At 46.4% G+C, this 23260-nt stretch carries 18 protein-coding genes and 1 pseudogene; 4 read left to right on the top strand and 15 right to left on the bottom strand.

Translation table 11 applies throughout. The features are described 5' to 3' along the window. Window positions 1–120 precede the first annotated feature (120 nt). The 11 genes and pseudogenes from VZ94_RS01560 to pyrC form a co-directional block, all read right to left on the bottom strand. Window positions 121–1596: a condensation domain-containing protein gene (locus tag VZ94_RS01560; RefSeq protein WP_045777890.1), complete on the bottom strand. Its 1476-nt coding sequence runs from the start codon at window positions 1594–1596 to the stop codon at window positions 121–123. Beyond that, the gene (locus tag VZ94_RS01565) at window positions 1571–2551 is read right to left on the bottom strand and encodes a condensation domain-containing protein (protein ID WP_082081292.1); all 981 of its coding nucleotides are present in this window, start codon (window positions 2549–2551) and stop codon (window positions 1571–1573) included. The genes VZ94_RS01560 and VZ94_RS01565 overlap by 26 nt, the downstream gene beginning before the upstream one ends. A 292-nt stretch (window positions 2552–2843) precedes the next feature. Then, a pseudogene (locus tag VZ94_RS01570) lies at window positions 2844–5813 on the bottom strand (SDR family oxidoreductase); the annotation flags it as partial. Further along, window positions 5800–6351, bottom strand: coding sequence for a Rossmann-fold NAD(P)-binding domain-containing protein (locus tag VZ94_RS26350; RefSeq protein WP_192828584.1), 552 nt, complete (start codon window positions 6349–6351; stop codon window positions 5800–5802). The pseudogene VZ94_RS01570 and the gene VZ94_RS26350, both read right to left, overlap by 14 nt. Then, entirely contained in the window at window positions 6293–8626 is a 2334-nt protein-coding gene (locus VZ94_RS01580; protein WP_131655445.1) for a polyketide synthase family protein, read from the bottom strand. Before VZ94_RS01580 ends, VZ94_RS26350 begins: the two co-directional genes overlap by 59 nt. Then, window positions 8518–10065 (bottom strand): beta-ketoacyl synthase N-terminal-like domain-containing protein, encoded by a 1548-nt coding sequence (locus VZ94_RS21985; protein ID WP_052700102.1) that lies wholly within the window; start codon window positions 10063–10065, stop codon window positions 8518–8520. The genes VZ94_RS01580 and VZ94_RS21985 overlap by 109 nt, the downstream gene beginning before the upstream one ends. Then, window positions 10046–10330 (bottom strand): hypothetical protein, encoded by a 285-nt coding sequence (locus VZ94_RS01585; protein WP_045777894.1) that lies wholly within the window; start codon window positions 10328–10330, stop codon window positions 10046–10048. Before VZ94_RS01585 ends, VZ94_RS21985 begins: the two co-directional genes overlap by 20 nt. A gap of 141 nt (window positions 10331–10471) precedes the next feature. Next, entirely contained in the window at window positions 10472–11383 is a 912-nt protein-coding gene (locus tag VZ94_RS01590) for an Rpn family recombination-promoting nuclease/putative transposase (protein ID WP_045777895.1), read from the bottom strand. 10 nt (window positions 11384–11393) lie between these two features. Further along, complete coding sequence (locus VZ94_RS26700) at window positions 11394–11993, bottom strand: beta/alpha barrel domain-containing protein (protein ID WP_204369010.1); 600 nt, start codon at window positions 11991–11993, stop codon at window positions 11394–11396. Continuing rightward, window positions 11990–12745 carry a beta/alpha barrel domain-containing protein gene (locus VZ94_RS26705; RefSeq protein ID WP_204369011.1) on the bottom strand — a complete coding sequence of 252 codons (756 nt, stop codon included), beginning with the start codon at window positions 12743–12745 and terminating at the stop codon, window positions 11990–11992. The genes VZ94_RS26700 and VZ94_RS26705 overlap by 4 nt, the downstream gene beginning before the upstream one ends. Then, the gene (gene pyrC, locus VZ94_RS01600) at window positions 12742–13782 is read right to left on the bottom strand and encodes a dihydroorotase (protein WP_045777896.1); all 1041 of its coding nucleotides are present in this window, start codon (window positions 13780–13782) and stop codon (window positions 12742–12744) included. Before pyrC ends, VZ94_RS26705 begins: the two co-directional genes overlap by 4 nt. Window positions 13783–13888: 106 nt before the next feature. On the opposite strand from pyrC, the gene VZ94_RS01605 reads away from it, so the two are divergent. From VZ94_RS01605 to VZ94_RS01615, 3 genes are all read left to right on the top strand, one after another. Next, on the top strand, window positions 13889–14164 hold the full coding sequence (locus tag VZ94_RS01605) for an FmdB family zinc ribbon protein (protein ID WP_045777897.1): 276 nt from the start codon (window positions 13889–13891) through the stop codon (window positions 14162–14164). Window positions 14165–14367: 203 nt separating this feature from the next. Then, window positions 14368–16149: an aspartate--tRNA ligase gene (gene aspS / locus VZ94_RS01610; protein ID WP_045777898.1), complete on the top strand. Its 1782-nt coding sequence runs from the start codon at window positions 14368–14370 to the stop codon at window positions 16147–16149. Window positions 16150–16157: 8 nt separating this feature from the next. Continuing rightward, a complete protein-coding gene (locus VZ94_RS01615) occupies window positions 16158–17099 on the top strand; it encodes a Nudix family hydrolase (RefSeq protein ID WP_045777899.1) in 942 nt (313 codons plus the stop codon). A gap of 185 nt (window positions 17100–17284) precedes the next feature. On the opposite strand, the gene VZ94_RS21990 is transcribed toward VZ94_RS01615, so the two are convergent. From VZ94_RS21990 to VZ94_RS01635, 4 genes are all read right to left on the bottom strand, one after another. Next, window positions 17285–18403 (bottom strand): tail fiber domain-containing protein, encoded by a 1119-nt coding sequence (locus tag VZ94_RS21990; protein WP_052700103.1) that lies wholly within the window; start codon window positions 18401–18403, stop codon window positions 17285–17287. A 152-nt stretch (window positions 18404–18555) separates the two neighbouring features. Continuing rightward, complete coding sequence (locus VZ94_RS30075) at window positions 18556–19650, bottom strand: CBM96 family carbohydrate-binding protein (protein WP_052700104.1); 1095 nt, start codon at window positions 19648–19650, stop codon at window positions 18556–18558. A gap of 303 nt (window positions 19651–19953) precedes the next feature. Then, a complete protein-coding gene (locus VZ94_RS01630; protein WP_045777900.1) occupies window positions 19954–20319 on the bottom strand; it encodes a Rieske (2Fe-2S) protein in 366 nt (121 codons plus the stop codon). Between the two features lie 105 nt (window positions 20320–20424). Then, window positions 20425–22518, bottom strand: coding sequence for a calcium-binding protein (locus tag VZ94_RS01635; protein ID WP_045777901.1), 2094 nt, complete (start codon window positions 22516–22518; stop codon window positions 20425–20427). A gap of 343 nt (window positions 22519–22861) precedes the next feature. Here VZ94_RS01635 and VZ94_RS01640 point away from each other — a divergent pair, with 343 nt between their 5' ends. Continuing rightward, window positions 22862–23122 carry a hypothetical protein gene (locus VZ94_RS01640; protein WP_045777902.1) on the top strand — a complete coding sequence of 87 codons (261 nt, stop codon included), beginning with the start codon at window positions 22862–22864 and terminating at the stop codon, window positions 23120–23122. The last annotated feature ends 138 nt before the right edge of the window (window positions 23123–23260 follow it).

Genomic DNA, 23260 nt, shown 5'->3' on the forward strand with positions numbered 1-23260 from the left:
GAAGTAGGTTTGTGAGTTGCTGATAGAAATTTAGCAGCAAGTATTCTGTTTTTATCAACTTCCATAACAAGCAATAAATTTATTAAATATCATATAGATATAACAAGTTAGGTGCTAAAATCAACAGTATTGACCTCCCCCACACACCCCCCAATACTCCTTAAACATCAACTCCACATCCGCAACCGCATACACCGCCTCAGCCACATCCCAGTGTAAACCTAGCGTGTCACCATGATCGGTGCTGATATTGTCAATATCAACATGAGCGGTTCGGCTTAAGGTTTTTGTTAAGCTGAATTCTGCGGGGAGTTTGCTTTCGTGTTCGGGGACTAAATCGGTAAAGACGATAGGAAACTTTAACGAGCGGCGTTGAGCGGGTTTTAACGCTTGTTTGCGTAATACTGATAAGCCGCTGGCGGGTGCTTCTGCAAAGTCGCGTTGTAATTCGGCGTGTACGGCTAAGACGTGTTCGGTAAACGATAAAGTTTGCTGAGGATTAACCGGTAACCACGCTAAACGGGTGAAATCGCCGACGATGTGGTTTATATCGGGATGAACCGGTAAGCGCTGCCAGCTTGGTATGACGATGCTAAACGCTTGTCCGTCAGACCACGCCGATAATACTTTGGCATACGCGGTTAATAGCACGACGCTAGGTGGTACGTTTAGGCTTTGGGCATACTGTTTGATTTTTGGCCATTCGGTTAACACGGCATCTAAGCGCACAGTGCCGATATGGCCGCCGCTGTTAAGTCGCGCTAAGTGCAAACCGCTAGGTAACGTAGAAAACTTTTGCTGCCAATACGCTTGGCTGTGTTGAAACGCTAAGGTTTGCTCGTAATGTTTTACGCTTAAGCAATAATCGGCATAACTTAAATCGCGTGGCGTAAGGTCTGCCTCAGGTTGCTGATAAAAACGGCATAAATCAGCCCGCAGTATTTCAAGACTTAGCGCATCGGCGATTAATAATTCCACACTAAAATGGATTAAGGCTTGTTCGTGGTCTAGCAATGACACACGTAGTTCAAAATGCGGCCAGTCGCCTAATGGACCATTGCGCATTAACATGTCGCGCTCGATTTTTGCGATAGCGGCTTGTTGTTGCTCTGGCTCTGCTAGGCGCAAATCGTCGACTTTAATACGGTAATCAGGTACTGACGCTAAGATTTTTTGTTGGCCTTCTAAACCAATTACGGCGCGAAGCATAACGTGATTAGCGATAAGTTTAGCTAAAGCGGCTTGTAATCGCGCAAGGTCTAAGTGCTTAACACGCAAAGCGCTATACACTTGCGTAGCCACTTCGCCACCATAAGCGGTTTTACCAAAGGCATACGCTTGTTGTAATTCGGTTAACGGAAAACTCTTAAGCGGGTCGGCTCGCACTATAGTCAGTGAGTGATTCACATCTCCGTGCTCTGGATACCGGCAATCCCTGCCGATATGACAACGGGGTTTTAGCATCGTTGTCTGTAACGCATGAATCAGTTCAGCAAACACATGCTCAAGCAAGCCGGTTTGGTAATACGCCATCACCGCATCGAAGCTAATCTGTAACTCGCCATTAATGTCATAAACCTGGCAATCTAAATACATTTGCGGCGTTTTGTGTGACGGCGTAGGTTTGCTGTTGCAAGAAATGCTCTGGCGTTCTATTGATAGGCTGGCCTAATAACGAGGTAAACACTATCGGCAAGCTAAAGTCATTGCTACAAAGTTTTTGCCGTTTTAATTCTCTTAGCACTCGCACACCGCTGACGGTTAAATGGTCAAAGTCGGCGAGTAACTCTGCATGTACTTGTTGCGCGTGTTGTTGCAACGAGTCGCTACCGGCTTCGGCGACAAATAATGCCGTTGAAATCATTGGCGCGATGAGTTCGTTTACCTGCTCATGCAAGGCTAAGCGGTTGAAATAGGTTAATACCAACGTAAACTCAGGTTGCCTACTGTATTGTTGCAATACGCGAATAAACAGTGTTAACACCAACGCAGTTGGCGATACCGCCCAATCAGCTGCGACTTGTTTAAGTTGTGCATAGTGTTCTGAGGCTAAACAATGCGATAAGCGCTGGCATTGGTGTAAGCCGTTCCAATCAGATGCTTTAGGTAGCTCAGGTCCTGGTTTTATAGCACGCAGTTTAGTTAACCAATACTGTAAATCTTGTTGGTAACGGGGGGCACTTTCAAAGCCAGTTAACGCCAGCACATAATCACGAAAGCTCAGCGTTAACGCAGGCAAGGTCAATTCTGGCTTAGCATAAAGCGCTGACCATTCGCTAAATACCTGCTCTATAGACCAGGCATCGACGATTAATTCATCAACGCTCACATGTAACACATCGCTATGCTCAAAGCGGGTCACTTGTATCGTAAACAGCGGCCCATGTTCTGGCTGATAACAACGATGCGATAACTCTGCCCTCACCTGATCCAGCCATTCTTTTTGCTCTGTTAGCGCTAAGCCTAATTTTTCCCTTACTGCAATCGTATAGGTCTTTGCCTGCGCCGGAATGAACTGACGACCGTCGCTTAAGAATTCGGCGCTTAACATGCCATGCCGGTTTAGCACACGCTGCCAAGTCTGTTGTAAAACGCGCCAAATCTAACCGCTTAAACGTGAGTTCCAAGTAAGCATGACAACCCACCGGTTGCCGAGCTTGGCTTAGTGTCCGACCTAACCAAAACGCTTGTTGTATGTCGGTTAATGGAAAAGGCTGAGCTGCGTTATCAGTATCAACACTTAACACAGGCAAACCGACTTGCGCGGTGGTTTCAGCTTCGGTTAAGGCTGTTAACTGACGTGCCAATTCGACAAACGGAATAAACACATTCAGCGCTGACAATCGAATGGCTTTGTTAAGGTATTGTTCTAACTTAGTTTTAACACTGACCGCATGTAACGAGGTTAAGCCTAATTCATGTAATGACGCGGCATTCAGTAAAGTTGACTCAGATACGGCTAATAGCTCGATTAATAACCGGCGTAAGTAATCTTCTAAATTCGGCGTTTCAGTCGTAGGGTACGCTACGCGTACCATACCTGCCTCTTGCCCAAAGGTACGCACAGCGTACCCTACGTTTAATCGATAGGGCTGCAAATCAAAGGCGTAACCCGGTAACGCTATGCGCTTAGCTTGTTGCGCTGAGTATAGCTGGGTTAGCGCAATCGGATAACCTTGTACCCAATGCTGAGCTAAGGCGGATAAATACGCGGGTTGCGCTAAACCGTTTAGGTCTGGCATAGGCTGGATTTGCTGAACGGCAATGCCGGTATAGCACTGTTTTATGCTTGACGCTGACGTTAAATAAGCGTTAAGTGCTGTTTGCAGCTCAGCGATTGACTCAACCACGACCGCGAAGCGATGACGCATAGCGGTTCTACCGGTTTGTAACGTCAACGCAACATCGGCAATGCGCGGCGACTGTGTAGTAATAAAGCCCGCCAGCTTATGCAAATACGCCGTTAATGCCGTGTCGGTTTTGGCCGATACCAGGATTAAATGCCTCCCTGATTCTGCCTCAGAGGTATCTACCGCTAAAAACTCTTGTAATACCACATGACCGTTGACACCGGCGTCGCCATAACTGCTAACGCTTGCGGCGCGTAGCAACGGCTCACCCGTTGTAGCAACAGGCTCAGGCCAAGCTTCAGGCTTAGCGCTTAGCGTAAACGGGGTTTGTGTTAGCGCGATGTGTTCGTGTATTTGGGTAAAACGCGCAATGCCTGGGCGCAGCCTATGCCGTAATGCATACACGACTTTAATCAGTGATGCTAAACCTGACGCGATTTCAGTATGACCAATGCTAGGTTTTAGACTGCTTAACGTAATCGTTGCCGGGGTTGTTGCGGTTTGTTCCAAGTGTTGTAGATGGCGTTGTAAATGCTGCTGATAGCCATCAGCCAACGCGTATAATTCTTGCGCATCGCTTAACGGCGAGGCGATACCATGTGCTTCGATATAGCCTATCGCGCTTGGGTTAATCTTAGCGCGTTGGCAAGCATTTAACATGGCTTGCGTCATACCGCTTGGATTAGGCGCAATCAGCGATAAGCCTTTGCCGCCATGCGCAATGCCGGTGCCTTTGATGACGGCATAAACATAATCGCGCTCAGCCAGTGCTTGCGCCAACGGTTTAAGCACTAGCACCGCCACGCCTTCAGCCCGCACAAAACCGTTTGCCCCTGCTTGAAAGGATTTAGCCTCACCATCAGGACTTAAATAGCCTAGTTTGTCACTGGCTAAATAGCGTAACGGTGATTGCAATAAATTCACCGCACCCACCAGTGCTTGGCTACATTCCCCTTGCTGTATGGCTTGTATGGCTTTATGCAAAGCCAAAATAGAAGACGCACACGCCGCTTCATACACTTCGCAAGGCCCAGTTAAATCAAAGAACTGCGCGATACGATTCGGCAAAGACGAGGCGAATTGCGCGGTAAAATCTTCCGGTTGCTGTAGTAACGCCTCGGTAAGTTGAGCATATTCGCCATGCGCGGCGGCAATAAACACGCCGCTAGGCTGGGCTGCAAACGCTTCTGGTTTAATACCGGCATTTTCTAATGCCCACCAGCTATGCATTAGCAATAAACGGGTTTGCGGGTCTAAATAACCGGCATCACGCCCGGAAATGCCGAAGAATAACGCATCAAAACTATAAATATCGGTTAAAAACCCACCCCAACGATTACCTGGCTGACCTTGATACGCCGTGCGCCAATCCCAACGTTCAGCGGGAATCTCAGTAACCGCATGAACACCCTCTAAAACATTACGCCAAAACTGTTCTAAATCATCGGCCCCTGGAAATTGCCCGCTTAAACCAACAATAGCAATGTCGTTATCGTGGGTATCACTTGGAGTAGTAGGTGTTAACACCGCTTTAGGTTTGGCAGCTTGCGCCGATAAATACGCCGACAATTGTGCCAGTGTTGGATAATCGATAAATACCGTCGGAGCAAGGTTTAACTGATAGTCACGTTGTAAGCGTAACAAGCATTCCGTCATACGAATTGAATCAAAACCATAGCGGCTTAACGGTGTGTCAGAATTTAATTCTTCAGAGTTTATTTTTAGCACTGAAGCGATGGTTTGTTGTAACACTGCGCTTATATCGCTGTTGACAAGGGGGCGTTCTAGGCGAGACGCAGTTGTTTCTGAATCTGCCGCTTGCTCGCTGACTAGCCAAAGCTGCGGTACGCCTAAAGCTAAACTTTGATAAAACGCAGCAATACCGTCATCGGTTGCTAAAACAGCCGTTGGCACTAAGTCTTGCTGAAGCTTCATGCCACCTTCATGCCAATACGGCCAGTTAAGCGCTAACGATAAACCGTGACGTTGCTGAGCCTCTGTTAATCGTTGTCTGAATGCACAAAACGCATCGCAAAAACCATTCGCAGCCGCATAATCGCTTTGACCGATATTACCGGTCACGCTGACTTCAGACGAAAACACGACAAAAAAATCTAATTCACAATGCTGGGTTGCTTGATCTAATGCGAGCAAACCTTGGACTTTAGGAGCTAAAACCTCTCGTATCTGGGCTTCAGTTTTATTCACTAACAAGCTATCACGTAACACACCCGCGCTATGAATCACACCGTGTAAACCGCCATGCGTTTTATCTAGCCAACGTATTAAATTATTCAGTTGATGGCTAGAACAGACATCAATAGGCCGATAAATCACTTTTGCACCTAACGCTGTCAGTGCGGCAAGCTGCTGTTGTTGCTCCGTTGTTAATTCCGTCGCGCGTCCAATTAACACTAAGGTCACAGACGACACGACTGAGGCAATCGCGTTAGCAAAAATCATCGCCAAGCCGCCTAAACCACCGGTGATTAAATACACGCCGTTTTTGCCGCCAAGGCAAAGGCACCGGGGTAACTGGGTTATTAAGCTTCTGCCAAGTTTGGGTAAAACGTCGATTTTGGCTATAACTGACTTTAACCGCATCGGCACACATTGCATTAGCCTGAACCAGCTCAATCAGCTCGTCATGACTAGGTATTCGGTCTAAGCCTATCATTTGCACCGACAAGCCTGAATATTCCTTAACAATACTTAATAATAAGCCAACCAGTCCCCATTCAATTCCGCCAGTCTCCGTTTTAACAAGCACTTGCACCAATCTTAAACCGTCAGACGGTGTGCTTAACCAGGTTTTAAGCATTGTGATTAAGCCTAACACCCACTGCTGATAACGCCGGGCTGGCTCGATTTCTGTTGCCATCAACGCTTGCCAGTTTATGCTCGGCTGACGTTCTGTTAAGTCTGCGGTTAACGCGCCTAATTCATCGAATAACACGACTAAATGCTGTTGAGCAATGATGGCGTTCAGCGGGGTTGGCAACGGTTGTTCGCGCCATACAGGGGTTGCTAAATAAAAACGTCGGCTTAGTTAACGCAAACTTAGCAGGGCTTAAGCAAAAATCGTTTACCAATAAGCATAACCTCTGCTGTTCATCATAGACTTCGAGGTTAAACCGCAAGGCAGTAGTCTCATCTGGCTTATGCCAACGGGTTACTACCGATATGCGCTTAGACAATGGCGCATACCAGACCAATTCCGCCAGCCTAAACGGTACGACTAATGGCGGTTTGGGTTGGACATCTTGCGCGAACAACCATAATGCAAAACCTGGCGTTAACCCTAAACTGGTTTGCAGTGCCGCATCTAATAAGCTGGGTGGTAATGAAAATCGCTCATCGGTTTCGCTTAGCTCAAGCTCAGCCCACACAGCATCATCGCCGATAAGCATTTGCTGAATACCTTGATGCGTAGAACCATACTCATAACCCAGTAAGCGAATGGCTTGATAAAACTTAGCCCCGTCAATGGCTAAACCGTCTAACGTTGGCTTACTCAGTTTTATTGGCGGCTCACCCGATGTTAAGCCCACACTGCCTTGACAATAAATAGCGGTATCGTTGTCCGGGTCTGATGCGGTAAATCGTAGGCTGGAATTTTCTATAACCGAGCCATTCAACGCTAATAGCTTGACGTTATCGTCTAACACAAAAGGTTTAGTCCAAATCAGGTCTGTCAGCACAATAGCTTGATCTTTGTTCTCACCTAACACCTGCTTAAATGCCGCTACCGCCAGTTCAATAAATGCCGTAGCCGGTAAAATCTTTTTGTCCTGTAATTGATGGTCGCGTAAAAATGGCTCGTGCCCGGTAAATTCAGCCGAAAAGCGTAACCCTGAATTATCTGAAATATCACGCTGTAATAGCGGATGCGCCAATTCGGGCTTAACGCTACTCGTTGACAACCAATAACGCTGCTTGGCAAATGGATAACCGGGTAAGTTTAGACGTTGTGCAGGCTGAGTTTGATAGTAGCCTGACCAATCTACCTCGTGACCGGCTAACCAGGTTTTAAGCACTTGAGACTCGCTTGCTGCCGTTGCCCTATCTGACGCCGGTTCTGTTCCAGCCAAATAATCGGTAAGCTGTTGTATTAACTCAGCAAATGACGAGCTAATAAAACCTAAACGATGTGTTAACGGCTCACGTCCCACTTGCAAGGTATAGGCAACATTACGCAAGCTATGTTGAGGTTGCGCTTGCCAAACCGGATGGCTTACGGTGGTTAATAAAGCTTGCGCAATCAATGCTAAGGCTTCTTTGCGCTCGGCAGATAACACGATACAAACGGGACGGTTATCTTGTTGAGAAGTCACAGTCACCGGCGGGGCTATATACTCGGTTAACACCGCATGGGCATTAGCCCCACCGGCGCCAAACGACGATAAACACGCGCTACGTGGATATTCCACCGCGTCAATGACTGGCCTAGCCCACGGTGTTAACCGTTGCGGCAAATAAAACGGCGTTGCGGTAAAGTTGATATTAGGGTTGGTGGTAGCGCTATGCAGCGTCGGTACGAGTTGCTGATGTTGTAATTGCAAGATGATTTTTGTTAAGCCGGCAATACCGGCGGCCGCTTCTAAATGACCGATATTGCTTTTTACCGAACCTAAGGCGCATTGCTCAGGCTGCTGACCTAGCTGTTGAAAAGCTTTAGTCAAGCCAGTGACTTCTACAGGGTCGCCTAGCGCTGTACCGGTACCGTGCGCTTCAATATAACTGAGTGCACAGGGATTAATATCCGCTTGTTTAAACGCATCAGCAATCAGCTTGGCTTGGGCATTGGGATTCGGCACAGTATAGCCATGAGTTTTGCCATCATGGTTAATCGTCGTCGCTTTTATCACGGCATAAATAGCGTCACCATCACGCTCGGCATCGCGTAACGGCTTTAACAACACCGCCCCAACCCCTTCGCCCGGCACAAAGCCATCACCGCCCGCACCAAAACTACGACAACGACCATCGCTAGCCGACATAGACAATTGCTTATGCAAGCGATATTTATTGGGATGTAGCGATAAATTCACCCCGCCCACAAGAGCCGCTAAACATTCGCCTCGTCTTAAGCTCTGCACGGCATAATGCAAAGCCGTTAATGACGATGAGCATAAGGTATCGACAGCTAAACTAGGTCCGTGCAAATCTAAGGTATAAGAAACCCGATTAGCAATTGAGCCATAAAACACAAATGGCATGGTCTGTTGGTTTTGGGAGAGCAAACCATATTCGCCATACATCGCACCGACAAACACACCGACATTACCTTGAAAAACCTGTTGTAAGCTGGCGCGGTTATAGCCGCATCTTCAATCGTATGCCAAGCCGTTTGTAAAAATAAACGCTCTTGCGGATCAATGGCTTCGGCTTCGCTAGGGGAAATATTGAAAAACAGCGGGTCAAATGCAGCGACATCATTAATAAAACCACCATACCGGCTGGTATCAAAATGGCGATAATCCCAACGTGACAAAGGCACTTCGCTAATTGCATCGACACCGGCTTTGAGGTTCTGCCAAAATGCTTGCACATCATCGGCTTTGGGATAACGACCACTGATGCCAATAATCGCTATATCATCAGCATGAGGCTCTTGTCTTTGGGTCAAGGTGGCTTTCTGCTCAAGACGCTTAAACAAGGCTTGAGCAATTTTTTCACTGGTCGTGTAATGAAAAAAGAAGCCTTGCTCTAAGCGTAGCTGAAACGCACTGCTTAAGCGCTCAGCTAATTGCAGTAAATCGGCGGAATCCAAACCCATCATTAATAACGGTTGATTGGGCGAAAACGCGGCTGACCGTGTGTTACCTAAACAGGCTTGAATGGCTTGCGTGACAGTATTGCTGACGTCTTGCCAAGTTAAAACTAACGTATTACCCGCGTTTTCCGACTGAAGCTCATCGCGGCGGCGGCTATGAATCTGATAACGCACCAGTACGCCATAACCTAAATTCTTAACATCCTTCGGTCTATAACCCGGCACTAAACCGGTCACTTGTGCGCCGTGCAATTCATGAAAACGCAATACTGGATCAATTAACCGACCTTGTGGATTACGTTGTTCAATATAAAGCGATAAATCCGGCTCACGCAGCGCATCATAATCACGGCATAACGTTACAGCGATAACCTCAGCGATGCCTGGAGTTACACTGGCACGTTGCAACGCAAACTCTAATAACGCATCGCCAAAGCCCGCATGTTGATACGCGGGTACTATATTAATCACTAACAAATGTAAAACCGGCCCTTGAGCGTTATGATCTTCACAAGCTTGCTCAGCTGTCATACGGTAAACCGTATCGGCATCCGCTAAGCGCTGTGAATAAATGACACCTACCAACTGCCCGTTATGCACCAAGACTAATTGCCCGTCAGGATAAACCGAAAGCCTAAACGCTAACTGCTGTTGTGTCGCTTGCAGTGCAGGCAACCAGCATTGTTGCTCTAAGGCTAATAACGCCGGTAAATCATCACTCTGGGCTAAGCGAATCTGTCTAGCATGCTGTTTAAACACAGTTAATGTAACCTTACATTCTGAGCCAGTTGCTGGATAACGCCAAGGTTGCCGCTCAGCAAACAAACCTTGAGCCGCCGCATCCATTAGTAAAGCGTCAGTATCCTGTTCGGCTAATACAATCAGTTCATCAAGCTCAGTTAACGGCAATCGGTTAGCGTCAAGTTGCGCTGAACGCAAACAATAAATAATCGGCCCTGAAAACGTCTGCACACAATTGCTGTAGTGTCTGGTCATTGCTGCCCGCTAGCGCAATCGACTCGACAATTCCCATACATTCTGGCGGCACGATGATTTTAATCGAACCGGTTAGCTCGCTGATTTGCTGACAGACCAACCTTAACAGCTCAGGCGCTGAATCAAGCCAAACCCAAGCGCTAGGTTTTACCGCCCGTAAGCGTTGGGCGATGTGTGACGCTACTTTAGAAACAATTTCATGGTCCATGAGCTTTGCTAATCGTGTACGCGTTGATATAGGTAGGTCGGGTTAGCCTGTAGCGCTAGCGGAAGGCGTAACCCGACATTCTTTGTGCCTGGTAAATGTCGGGTTACGCTAGCGCTAACCCGACCTACACGACTTATTGGGTTAAGTTTTTTCGCTGCGCGCTAAAGCAGTAATCTCGTCTAGCGTTAATCCGGTTAAATCGCTAATCGTTGTCAAATCAAAGTGCTTGGCTAACATGTTGTGAGCAATAGCAAAGGCTTTTTCTTTTTCTCCTTCTATTTTACCTTCGATAATACCTTCTATTTTGCCTTTAACCATGCCTTCTTCAAACGATGTGTCGCTGACATTCTTCACTTCAGCATATTCCAATAAGCTGCGCTGATAGGCATCAAATTGCTTAGGTGTTAAATGCGACAATTCAGCAATATCAAAGCCTTTTTGGAAAATAGGCTCGTTTAATATCGCCGGAATATGGTCAAAATTTTCTAGGTTTTTTAGAAAATATACCCATTTATCAAAATGACTTTCCAGCTCATGTGCTTGTTTAGTGAACAAAGGCATTTGCAAGAACTTAAAATGCAGCTTGTCAAAAAATACATCGCCATCTTGGTCTTTTAAACACACATCGCGGCGGAATTTACGCTTTTCCTCGTCTTCATCGTAATGAAAATCTAATATCGCAACGAAATAAATCGGCAACAAGGCAAAATTCCACTCGCTTTTTTTCACTTGTTCTTTGATTGGAAACGTTGAGTAAAACAACGCCCGGTCTTTGAAGTATTTGACTTTAGCCTTTTGCATTTCAACGATAAAACGCTCACCATTTGCGGTTTGGCAGTAAATATCAAAAATCGCCTTACGCTCTTTCGCCGTCCCTGCCATTTTTTCGGGATTTTTAAAGCTGAGTTCAGCGATTTGATGTTGTTCTGGCAGTAATTGGTTTAGAAAATCAATGAGCAAATCTTTGCTACCCTCTTCGCCGAACAGTTTTTTAAACCCAAAGTCGGTATAAGGGTTTAAGTATTTTTTGGCTAAAACACGTTTTTCGCTCATAGGTTTACAGCTAGCGTTTGAGTTGATGAAAACGGTGGTTTAAAAAATCAGCAGTTTCCTGCATTAACTTATCGGCAATATGATCGACATGCCTAGCCCGCCAATCGGCTAACGGCGTGTTTTTAACCCATTGATTAAATGCGCCTAAAGCTGGGCCGCAATGCACTTGAAAATTTACCCGCTGACTGACATCGCCTGCGGCAGCTAAACGCATACTATGCACGAAATACCAACGGAAAATTAACGCCATTTTCGCTTTTGGCTGTTGCTCAGCCCGCTCGATTTCTTGCGGCCATTCAGCCAGATAATAAGCCTTGGTTTCGTTATACACGTCAGCAAAACTACGGCCTAAAAATTTATCCTGAATTTGCTGTTGCGTTGCCTTATCTATCGCATCGAGACTAGGATAATGCCGCCATAAATCATATAACTTATTCGCGCGCGCTGGGAAGAACACGCTTTTTTTCAACACTTGAATCTTAGCGCCTAATTCAAACATATCGCCTGCTGGAGCGTAATCGGTGTCTTGTACATTAATGTCTTGCAACATGTCTTTAACCACGGTGCTAGTCCCGGCTTCGACGCTACATTGATTAATCGAACCCGTCAAAATGAAATCAGCCCTAACACAAATGCCGCCGCCGCAGACTCAGGCGTGCCAATTCCGCCGCCTAAACCCACTCTAACCGGTTGCGCATACTGATAACGCTGTTGATAACTATCTCTTAGGCGCAACATCGCGGGCAATAACACCGCCGCATTGCCCATATCAGTATGCCCACCTGAATCGGCTTCAACACATAAATCTGAGGCTAATGGCAGTAGCTTACCTAATTCAGCTTCTTGCTCTGTTAACATGCCTTGCTCGACTAGCCGTTTAACCATCGCATCAGGTGCCGGTTGTAAAAACTGCTCGGCCACTTCAGGCCTTGAAATCTTGGCCATGATTTTATGCTTAGCAACAGGTCGGCCTTGCGTATCGCTAGTCAAGCCAGTTAAGCGATATTTAACCAACGCGGGCGTGATTTGCATAAACGCGGATGCTTCGACCTGCCTAACGCCGTAGCGCAACAATAAATCAACGACTGCTAATTCAAGCTCTGGCTTAGCTAAATTAGCCAATAGATTCATGCCAACCCCCTGCCCTTCCGGTACAGCAGCTTGTATCGTTTGTATCGCCTGTTCAATCTCAGACAGTTTTAAACCACCCGTACCGAAAAACGCTAAATAACCCGCCTTCGCCATGCGTATCACTAATTCAGTTGAAGCAATGCCTTTTACCATTGCGCCAGTTAAATACGCGTAACGGATACCGTAATCATGCTTAAAGGCTTCAGAGCCTAAGGATTCTGGAGTAATCATGATAGGCTCTCTATACGCCAATTTAATACTTGACCAGCCAACAACGGCGTCAGCGTCCGTCCGGCGACATCATACGCATCAGGCACCTGCCATTCGCGTTTGCTTAAGGTTATCGCTGTTTGATTTCTGGGTAAGCGGTAAAAATCTGCGCCAAAAAAACTAGCAAAGCCTTCCAGCTTATCTAGTGCATTGGCTTGCTCAAACGCTTCGGCATATAACTCAAGCGCTAACGGCGCGCTAAAACAACCCGCACAACCACAACTAGTTTCCTTTAAATGCGTAAAATGCGGTGCGCTATCGGTGCCTAAAAAGAATCTTGCATTGCCACTGGTCGCCGCTTTTAAAAGCGCTTGCCGATGATGTTCGCGTTTTAATACCGGCAAACAATAAAAATGCGGTTTAATACCACCGACTAACATGGCGTTGCGATTAAATAATAAATGTTGTGGTGTAATGGTAGCCGCGATGGTGCTAGACGAAGCTTCGACAAATGCAACAGCATCTTCAGTAGTCACATGTTCTAACACTATGCGTAAACTAGGAAATTGCACGCTTATGTCTTGCAGATAGTGCTCAATAAAAACCCGCTCTCTATCAAAAATGTCATAGCGCTCATCGTTGACTTCACCATGAATGAGCAGCGGGACATCATACGTTTGCATTTCCTCGAACACAGGATAGAGCGCACGAATATCATTGACACCTGCATCTGAATTGGTTGTGGCACCGGCTGGATAAAGTTTAAACCCTAGCACATGTTCGCATTCTGCGGCTTGCCTGACAGTGGCTAACGTAGTGGTTTGAGTTAAATACAACGTCATTAACGGCGTAAAACCAGTATCGGCTGGCACAGCGTTTAAAATTTCTGCCCTATAATCAAGTGCTTGAGCAATAGTCGTCACTGGTGGTTTGAGATTAGGCATAATCACTGCACGAGCAAAACGATGCGCGGTATGCGGTAATACAGCGTTTAATACGGCTCCGGTTCGCAAGTGTAAATGCCAATCATCGGGTTTAGTTAGGGTTAATGTTTTCATTGTCGGGCTTGAATCTGTAAAATGGTTGCTTATTCTATAGTAAGCGCCTTGAAATCCTGAAGTTAAGCCTTATTGTAGTTTTTATTTTTTTTCAGGAGTGCTTTTTATGCCGATTTATGAATATCAATGCCAAGCCTGTGGTCATGAACACGAAGCCTTACAAAAGCTAAATGCAGAACCATTAGTGATTTGCCCAGCGTGTAGTCAACCCGAATTAATGAAAAAAATTTCTGCCGCTGGTTTTCGCTTAAAAGGCGGTGGCTGGTATGAAACTGATTTTAAAAGCGGTAGCAAGAAAAACGTCGCCGGTGAAGCCTCTTCGACACCTGCTGCCAGCACGCCTGCTGCACATAGTTGCTCAGGTGCGTGTAAAAACCATTAATCCGTCTTTTAGCGCCCACTAGACTCTTTAAAAACAATAAACGTGCAGGCTTTATCGTTGTGGGTACGCCCAGCGTACCCTACTCATCGTCTTCCAGGTAAGACACGCTAGACGTACTGTAGAGTTGCCACCGATAACCTTAAACCCACGCTTAACCCAAGCCTTTCATTTTCAATAACACTAATAAACAACAGGGAATCATCATGCGTACTCACAAGTGCGGAGATTTAAACACACAACAGTTAGGCAGCACCGTTGACATCTGCGGTTGGGTGCATAGACGACGCGACCACGGCGGCGTTATTTTTATTGATTTACGCGACAGAGCGGGGATTGTGCAAGTCGTCGTCGATCCGGATACCGCTGAGACCTTTGCCACGGCTGAGCATGTGCGTAGCGAGTACGTGTTAAAAATCACTGGTATTGTCAGAAACCGCCCTACCGGTACGATTAACCCAAATATGAATTCAGGTGAAATCGAAATCCTCGCCAAAGACATCGAGGTGTTAAACGAGTCGGAAACTCCACCGTTCCCTGTTGAAAGCGACATCGAAGTCAACGAAGAATTGCGCTTGCGTTATCGCTATATCGACTTGCGCCGCTCGTCTATGCAAGAAAAGATGAAAGTACGTCGTGACGTCACGCGCGTATTAAGAAATTTCTTAGACGCCAATGATTTCTTTGAAATTGAAACGCCTTACTTAACCAAAGCCACACCCGAAGGCGCTAGAGACTATATCGTGCCAAGCCGCACGCATGAAAACGCGTTTTTTGCCTTACCGCAATCGCCGCAGTTGTATAAGCAAATCCTGATGATTGCAGGCATGGATAGGTATTATCAAATCGTGCGTTGCTTCCGCGATGAAGATTTACGCGCGGATAGACAACCAGAATTTACCCAGCTTGATATTGAAACCTCGTTCATGACCGAAGACGAAATCATGAAGGTCATGGAAGAAATGATTCGGCAATTATTTGCCCAAATCATCAATGTCAAATTAGATGACGTCTTCCCACGCATGACTTACCAAGAAGCCATTAGACGCTTTGGTATTGACCGTCCTGATTTACGCATTCCGCTAGAATTAGTCGATATTGCCGACGAAATGAAAGCCGTTGATTTTAAAGTCTTCTCAGGCCCGGCTAACGACCCTAATGGTCGCGTCGTCGCGATGCGCTTGCCTAAAGGCGGCGACTTAAGCCGTAAAGATATAGATGAGTTAACTAAATTCGTTGCCATTTATGGCGCTAAAGGCTTAGCGTATATTAAAGTTAACGACTTAAATGCCGGTATCGACGGTTTACAATCACCTATCGTCAAATTTGCCCCTGCTGACGTTTGGGCTAACGTTATGGCTAAAACCGGTGCTGAAACAGGTGATTTAATCTTCTTCGGTGCCGATAAAGCCGACATTGTCAATGAAGCGATGGGCGCATTACGCGTTAAGCTAGGTCATGACTTAAACTTAATACAAGGCGACTGGAAACCGGTTTGGGTGGTGGATTTTCCCATGTTTGCCTGGGATGAAAAAGCGGGCCGTTATTCCGCTATACACCATCCGTTTACCGCACCTAGTTGTTCATTAGACGAGTTAAAAGCCAATCCGGGTGCTGCGTTATCTCGCGCTTATGACTTAGTATTAAATGGCACGGAAGTTGGCGGCGGCTCGATTCGTATTAACCGCCCACTAATGCAACAAACTGTGTTTGATATTTTAGGCATTCAACCGGATGAAGCACGCGAAAAATTCGGCTTCTTACTCGACGCATTAAAATACGGCGCGCCACCACATGGCGGTCTTGCGTTTGGTTTAGACCGTTTAGTCATGTTAATGACCGGCTCAAGCTCAATTCGCGATGTAATTGCCTTCCCGAAAACACAGTCGGCAGCATGTCCTCTCGTTAACGCGCCAGCGCCAGTACCCGAGGCGCAATTAAAAGAGTTAGGCATTAAATTAGCTAAACCTACCCAAGCCAAGTCTTAAGCTCACGCGTGCCTCACCCAAATCCTAGCCTTGATGTTGCAGTCGGCGTTATCCAACACGACGGACATATTTTAATTTCGCTACGCGATAGCGCTTTGCATCAAGGCGGATTATGGGAATTCCCTGGCGGAAAACTAGAACCGGGTGAAACGGCTGAACAAGCCTTAGCCCGTGAACTCATGGAAGAACTCGGTATCAGCGTCACTCAGGCTTCGCCGTTGATTACGATAAATCATGCTTATCCTGATAAAACCGTGCGTTTAATCGTCTTTAGCGTCACTGCGTTTACCGGCATAGCGCACAGCTCAACCGGGCAAGCACTGGCTTGGGTAAAACCTCATGAGTTAGGCCAGTATGCATTCCCAGCAGCGAATCTTCCGATTATCAACGCAGTCAATTTACCGCCGTTTTATGCCATCTTAGACGATGCTGAGCCTCAGTTATTAAGCCAACATTTAAGCGTGTTGCTAGAACAAAACATAACGCTGATTCAAGCGCGGTTAAAAAACCTACCCGCCACTGAAGTAAAATCCTTTATCGATACGGCTTATCCACTTTGTCAGCAAAAGGGTTGCCGCTTACTGATAAACTCAGCCACTGCTGGACTTACTGAGTTAACCTGCGATGGGCTGCATTTGGCTAGCCGTGATTTACTGGCCTTAACCCAGCGTCCCTCTTATCGTATCGTCGGCGCTTCCTGTCATAACGCTGAAGAGCTCGCCCACGCCCAACAACTAGGCGTTGATTTCGCGGTATTAGCACCGGTACTAACAACGCTTACCCACCCGAATGCGCCGACCTTAGGCTGGGCCGGTTTTAAAAAACTAGTCGAAACAGTCAACCTACCCGTTTATGCCTTAGGTGGCATGACGCAACAAGACTTAAGCCAAGCGCAGCATTCAGGCGCGCAAGGCATAGCGTCGATTCGGGCGTTTTTGAAGGAAAACTGATAGCGGCTTAACAGCATGATTGCTAACATGATGAATTAATAGCCTATGGCACAACGCGTTCAGCCACTGGTCACACTGATCTGCGTTGCGCCTTACCGACAGGCTAGCGTTTGACCTTAATCAAGGCTTTTAATTGCGCTAACTCTTGTTGCAATTGCCTGTCCTTTTCTTCTAATTGCCGGTTTTTATCTTCCAATTCTCGGTCTTTTTTTTTCTAGTTTCTTGCGTAAGTCCTTAACTGCTTCGACCAACACCGGAATCACGCCGACATAGTTGACACTTAGATAGCCGTTGCTGTCTGGTTTGACTAATTCAGGCAAAACCGTCTGAACATCTTGCGCCAAAAAGCCTAGCTGGATACCGTCAGCATCGACCGTACCGGGATGAGTAGCCGGATTCCATTGATACTGAATGCCATGTAAATGGGTGATTTTTTGTAGCGGCTGGTTGAGATCGTGGATGTTGGTTTTCAAGCGGCTATCGGAGTTTTGCGTCAGTGTACCGGCGATGGTCATGTTGCCGTTTTTTAGCAGAGTCAGGGCGTTGCTTAGATGACTGGCATCTGAGCCGTTGCCGACTACGAGCAGGGGATCGGTAGCTACCCAGGTTGTTGTTGAACCGGCTACGGCATTATATTGACCTAAGGCGACGGAAGCGTAAGCTTGGGCGGTAGTTCTGGTTCCCATCGCGGTGGAATAATCCCCGCTGGCGGTTGTGCTACGGCCCATCGCTGTTGAGCGAATACCGCTGGCGACTGTAGAATCTCCCATTGCAGTGGAGACAAAACCGCTGGCGGCCGTGCCTGCCCCCATCGCAGTGGCATAATTACCAGTGGCATCTGAGCTGTATCCCATCGCGGTGGAATAGTCACCGCTGGCGATTGTTTCTGCGCCCATTGCGGTAGCATAACTACCGCCCGCAGTTGTGGTATTTCCCATCGTGGTGGAAGAGTAACCACTGGCATCTGTTAAGAATCCCATCGCTGTGGAAAATTCTCCGCTAGCACCTGTGTTGTATCCTATGGCGGTAGAGTAATTACCGCTTGCGGATGTACCACGCCCCATTGATGTGGCAACAGCGCCACTAGCCGTTGTGACAAATCCTATCGCGGTGGAATAGTCAGCACTAGCGGTTGTACTATATCCCATCGCAATGGAATGAGAACCGACATTGGCCTCATCCCAATGGGTGCCAAGAACTCGTCCCACCCTGAATGCCGCCTTTACCGGATACCACATCAAGCGTGTGCCAGGCCCGCTGGTCGGCACATTGCCCCCGCTGTTAAACGTACCGTTGAACAGCACGTTACCATCGCCGGTGCCGACATCGCTGACAGTGAAGGCGTTACTGGTCGGTGTGGTGCCGACCGCAACAGTACCTGTATTAAAGAAAGCGTTGACCCCAGATAACTGCCATGGACTGGCTCCGGTATTGCCTGTTGCGCCGGTATCACCTGTTATGCCGTGTTGCCAGTTGCTCCTGTCGCGCCGGTGTTGCCTGATGTTCCAGTATTACCGGTTGCACCAGTATTACCTGCTATACCGGTATTACCAATGATGCCCGTATTGCCAACAGCTCCTGTTGCGCCGGTGTTACCGGTTGCCCCTATTGCACCGGTATTCCCCGGTACGCCCGTGTTGCCGGTTACTCCTGTTGCGCCAGTATTGCCTGTTATCCCGGTGTTGCCGGTTGCACCTATTGCGCCAGTATTGCCTGGCATGCCTGTATTACCGGTTGCACCTATCGCGCCGGTATTGCCTGTTGTGCCTGTATCACCGGTTGCACCTATCGCGCCRGTATTGCCTGCTATGCCCGTGTTGCCAGCAGCTCCTGTTGCGCCGGTATTGCCTGGTAAACCTGTGTTGCCAGTTGCTCCTGTTGCACCGGTATTGCCTGCTATGCCCGTGTTGCCAGCAGCTCCTGTTGCGCCTTTGGCACCGGTTGCTCCTGATTGGTTTAACACCACATCAAATAGAGCTTGGTGGCTAGTGCTGGTGTTTTCCTTGCTGTCTAGCGAGATGTTAAGTTGTGCGTCTGCGATTAAGGCAAAGCCGTAACTCGCAGCTGTGTTAATTTCGTTATGTTTAATCCAGTCTTTAACAATATGGGTTACATCAAGCTGTAGCCAGCGTCCTGCATAGCTAGGCTTTATCACGAAGTGTTTGAGGGTTACCGTATCATAAGCGGGGGAACGGTTGTTGTCCGGCAGCGTTTTTTCATTCCAGTCCTCCAACACTTTAGCAACGGATAAATTCCCACCCGCATCGACTTTGTTTAAAAATATCGAAAGCGTGGCTTTTTGCACATCCGAGGCTTTTAAACGGTTAGGCAGCGAGCGTTGTAAATAAAACGCTAAATAGCCTATATTGCTCTGATTAATGATTAGTGAAGGCTCTGTTCCATGCCGATTTTGTGCCTGTATAGGTGAAGGCACCACGGGTGCATAGCTGTCAAAGCGTAGTAAAGGCTCAGCATTTGCTGTACTTATGTCTAAAAGACTGCTGATAGCGAGTTTAAGAGTTAAGGTTTTCAGTTGTTGGTGACTTATCATGACTAAATATTTTGATAATGGTAATGAGCGAGACTTATTGTGCTTGGCAGTAATGTTGACTCATGGTCATTAAGATATTGAATGCTGTTGTGATATGTCAGTAATTCTCAATTTAGATGGACATTAAAATTCAATGACTTAACGTATGTTAATATTTACTTGACATGATTTCGACCGCAACTATTGCCGATTTAACAAAAATTTGACTATTTTTTATACAAATTTACGCGTTATTGAATCAGAGTAAACATTAATCGTCATCTGTTAAAGAGGCGCTATTAGCAACCAGACCCACCTCATTTTTTAATCAATCAGCGCAAGACGTTTTTCAGCAAAATATAGCATTCCGTCTATTTCTTGCAATTGCAGTGCTTGTAAGCGCTCGCCTAAGCACACAGGGCTTTGGCATTCGCCTGTTTTAGGCTCAAAAACAAATCCGTGCATTGAGCAGCGTAAATATTGCCCGGTTTCATCAAAAATAGTGTCTTTCTCGCAATTCAGTTGCCTGTGCATGTGCATACAATCGTTGATATACGCATAAGCATTGCCCTCGAAAGCAAAAACAATAACGGAAACGGGCTGTGTTTTATAGCTAACGTTTTTAGTAATGAAAGAGGTTTTATCAAGCTCGCTACGAGCGCAGATAAGGGTTAATTTTTTATTCAGCATAGTTTGTTCGTACCCGTAATAGCTGTATTTATACTAAGAATAATCACATGCGGTTTTTGAGCCGTTGCACTTACTTATATGAATTCGCGAGATTTTTTGGACTCGTCACAATGAAAAATCAGCCGTACTTAAGTTTATTACACCTGTTAGCGCGACTTGTAAATCGGCAATACCGTCGCCGCTTAAATCCAATTCTACATAAGTCATTTTGGCATCATGGTAACTGCGCACTTGTCCGGCTATGAACGAAAAATCGGCATCGCCTATAAACGTAAACGGCGCTGTTCCTGAATGTAAAAAGTAAATTTTATCGCCTTGGGCCTGGCTGAAATCGGTGATAGTATCGCGGCCTTTAATCGTAGCAGGCGAATCAATTATGCCGCTGTAGGCAAACCAATCCGCGCCTAAACCACCCGTTAATTCATCAGCGCCATCGCGTCCAGCTAACACATCGTTACCGTTGTTACCTTTAAGCGTATCCTTCGCTAAACCGCCGACTAACGTATCATTGCCTTGCCCACCGAGTAGGGTTAATCTGCCAGCAGCATAGGTATAGCCTTGGCTCGCCAACGGGTCGTTGTATCTATCATAGGCAAAACCGCGCGCGATTAAGTTATCACCACTGCTAAGCGCGCTACCATCTATCGTTAAATCATCAGGCACGGCGACATCAATTTCAGTCCGGGTAATACTCAACGGCGCATCAGCAAGCACGGTTAACTGCTCTATGCCTTTGACTTGTGTCCCTAAGGAAACAAGACTGCTCTCACGAACTTGAATCGAATCAAAGCCCTTTCCACCGACTAATTTATCAAAAAAATCGGGGCCGCTAGGATTTTCTGGCAATCCAAAAGTACCTGGGCTGGTATTAAATTGGAACATATCATTGCCAGCACCACCGATTAACGTCTCATTTTGGTTTTGCACATTGATATCGAAATTAATCGCTAAATCTTTGCCTGTAACACCTGAGGCATCGGCAATAAAACTACTACCGCTCGCGGTTAATCTATCGAGATAAATACGCAACTGGCCAGCACCATTGAAATTGCGCTGCATGAACTGTTGCGTTATCGCAATTGAACTGTTATTGCTCGCAAAGCCTATGGTCTCAATACCGGTGATGGAACAAGTATTTAGTGCAGGGGCTGCAATGCTGATACCAGTTAACGAGCTAAAATATAAGGTATCTAGGCCTTCGCTACCCTCGATTTTATCTTGATAAAATTCAGTGATTGGACTTGCCGTACTACCCGCAAAAACAAACTTATCGTCGCCTAAACCACCTAGCAACGTATCATTGCCTTTACCCCCTGCTAACGTATCATTGCCAGAATCGCCTATCAGCCTATCATTGCCATCACCCGCAGTTAATGAATCATTACCGTCGCCACCGCTTAAACTATCGTTTCCGGCACCTGACGCTAGTTTGTCGTCATTAAAGCCCGCCGTGATATGGAGCGGTTGGTCACTGGTTAAGCTGCTACCGTCAATAATTAGCTTGCCTGCCACCGCTTTAGCGGGTTTATTTAAGCCATAAAACTGATTCGTCGTAATTGACACTAAACCTGTGCCATCGTAAGAGCCTTGAATAGCATTCGCAAAGCCTATGGTTTGCGTATAGTTGCTAGCAAGTTCAGTGATAATGATTTTTTCTATACCGGTCACATCATTTAAATAGGCACTGCGACTGGTTAAAACAATATCAGGCCCATCTTTTACCCCTAAAACCTTGCCTGTTCCGGCCAACACCAGCGTATCTGTACCAGCCCCAGCATGTATCGTGTCTCTGCTATTTAACGATTCACTCACATACGCGATAACATCATTGCCACTACCCGTATTAATATTGTCCCAAGCGCCTATACTGCCAATAACGTTAAATGCCATATTGGTAACATCGCTAGCGTAAATATGCATAGGCTGCACAACTTGTTGCAACAATCGCCCATCAATAGTAAAGCGTTTAACATCATTGTGATTAAAAAACGTGTTATCAAACCAAAGCTTGATTCCATAGCCGTTTGACGCTAACACCAGTCCCTGGATGTTGTTTAAGCCTTGCCAACGATTGGCAAGTATTTCCTCTTGAGTTTGTGACGTTGCATTGACTAGTAGCAATGCATTAAGCCCGCCCCCGCCTTTTAACACATCTTTTGCGCTTAAGTCTCTTATTTTGAAAGCAAAAAATATCGTCATCCGCACTGCCGATGAATTTATCTTTGCCACTGGTTCCGTTAAATGTTGCCATGGAACTGACCTCCTCACTTGCCGATTGATTAACCTGTGTACTCAATCCCTGCCAAGCACAGGAGTTTAACTGCCTAATTACGAATAGTTAGGGCTTAGTATTCATCCTCCTATCATGGTTTATCATAGTTTTTTTTGGGTAATTTCGGAATAACTAATATTTCACATCATTGTCATTTTAATACTCTAAATTTGCCCGGTTCGTAGATAGGTTTCACGGACATTACCAAAAATAAATTCTGAACCGGGGTCAGCAGATTAATCGCTATTTAAACCATTGGAGCATTTAATAATGAAAGGTATAAATCATCCAAAAAACGAGCAAAGCCTAAATCCATCCAATAACGAATCTATTCTTGATGTGATTGAAAGCACTGACTTAAGCCGCCGCCGTTTTATGCAAACCACAGTGAGCGCGTCCGTATTGTCAGCCATTGGCGGCGTGACCATGAGCGGCATCGTCAATACTGTTGAAGCTGCGCCGCTAAAGCCAAGAAACGGTTTCGATGGCATCGGTTTTGACAACATCCCCCCAGCTTATCAATACTGTTGATTTTAGCACCTAACTTGTTATATCTATATGATATTTAATAAATTTATTGCTTGTTATGGAAGTTGATAAAAAACAGAATACTTGCTGCTAAATTTCTATCAGCAACTCACAAACCTACTTCTTACATTTTGCCAAAAC

Origin of the sequence: Methylocucumis oryzae (genome assembly GCF_000963695.1) — a bacterium.
Lineage (GTDB): Bacteria > Pseudomonadota > Gammaproteobacteria > Methylococcales > Methylomonadaceae > Methylovulum > Methylovulum oryzae.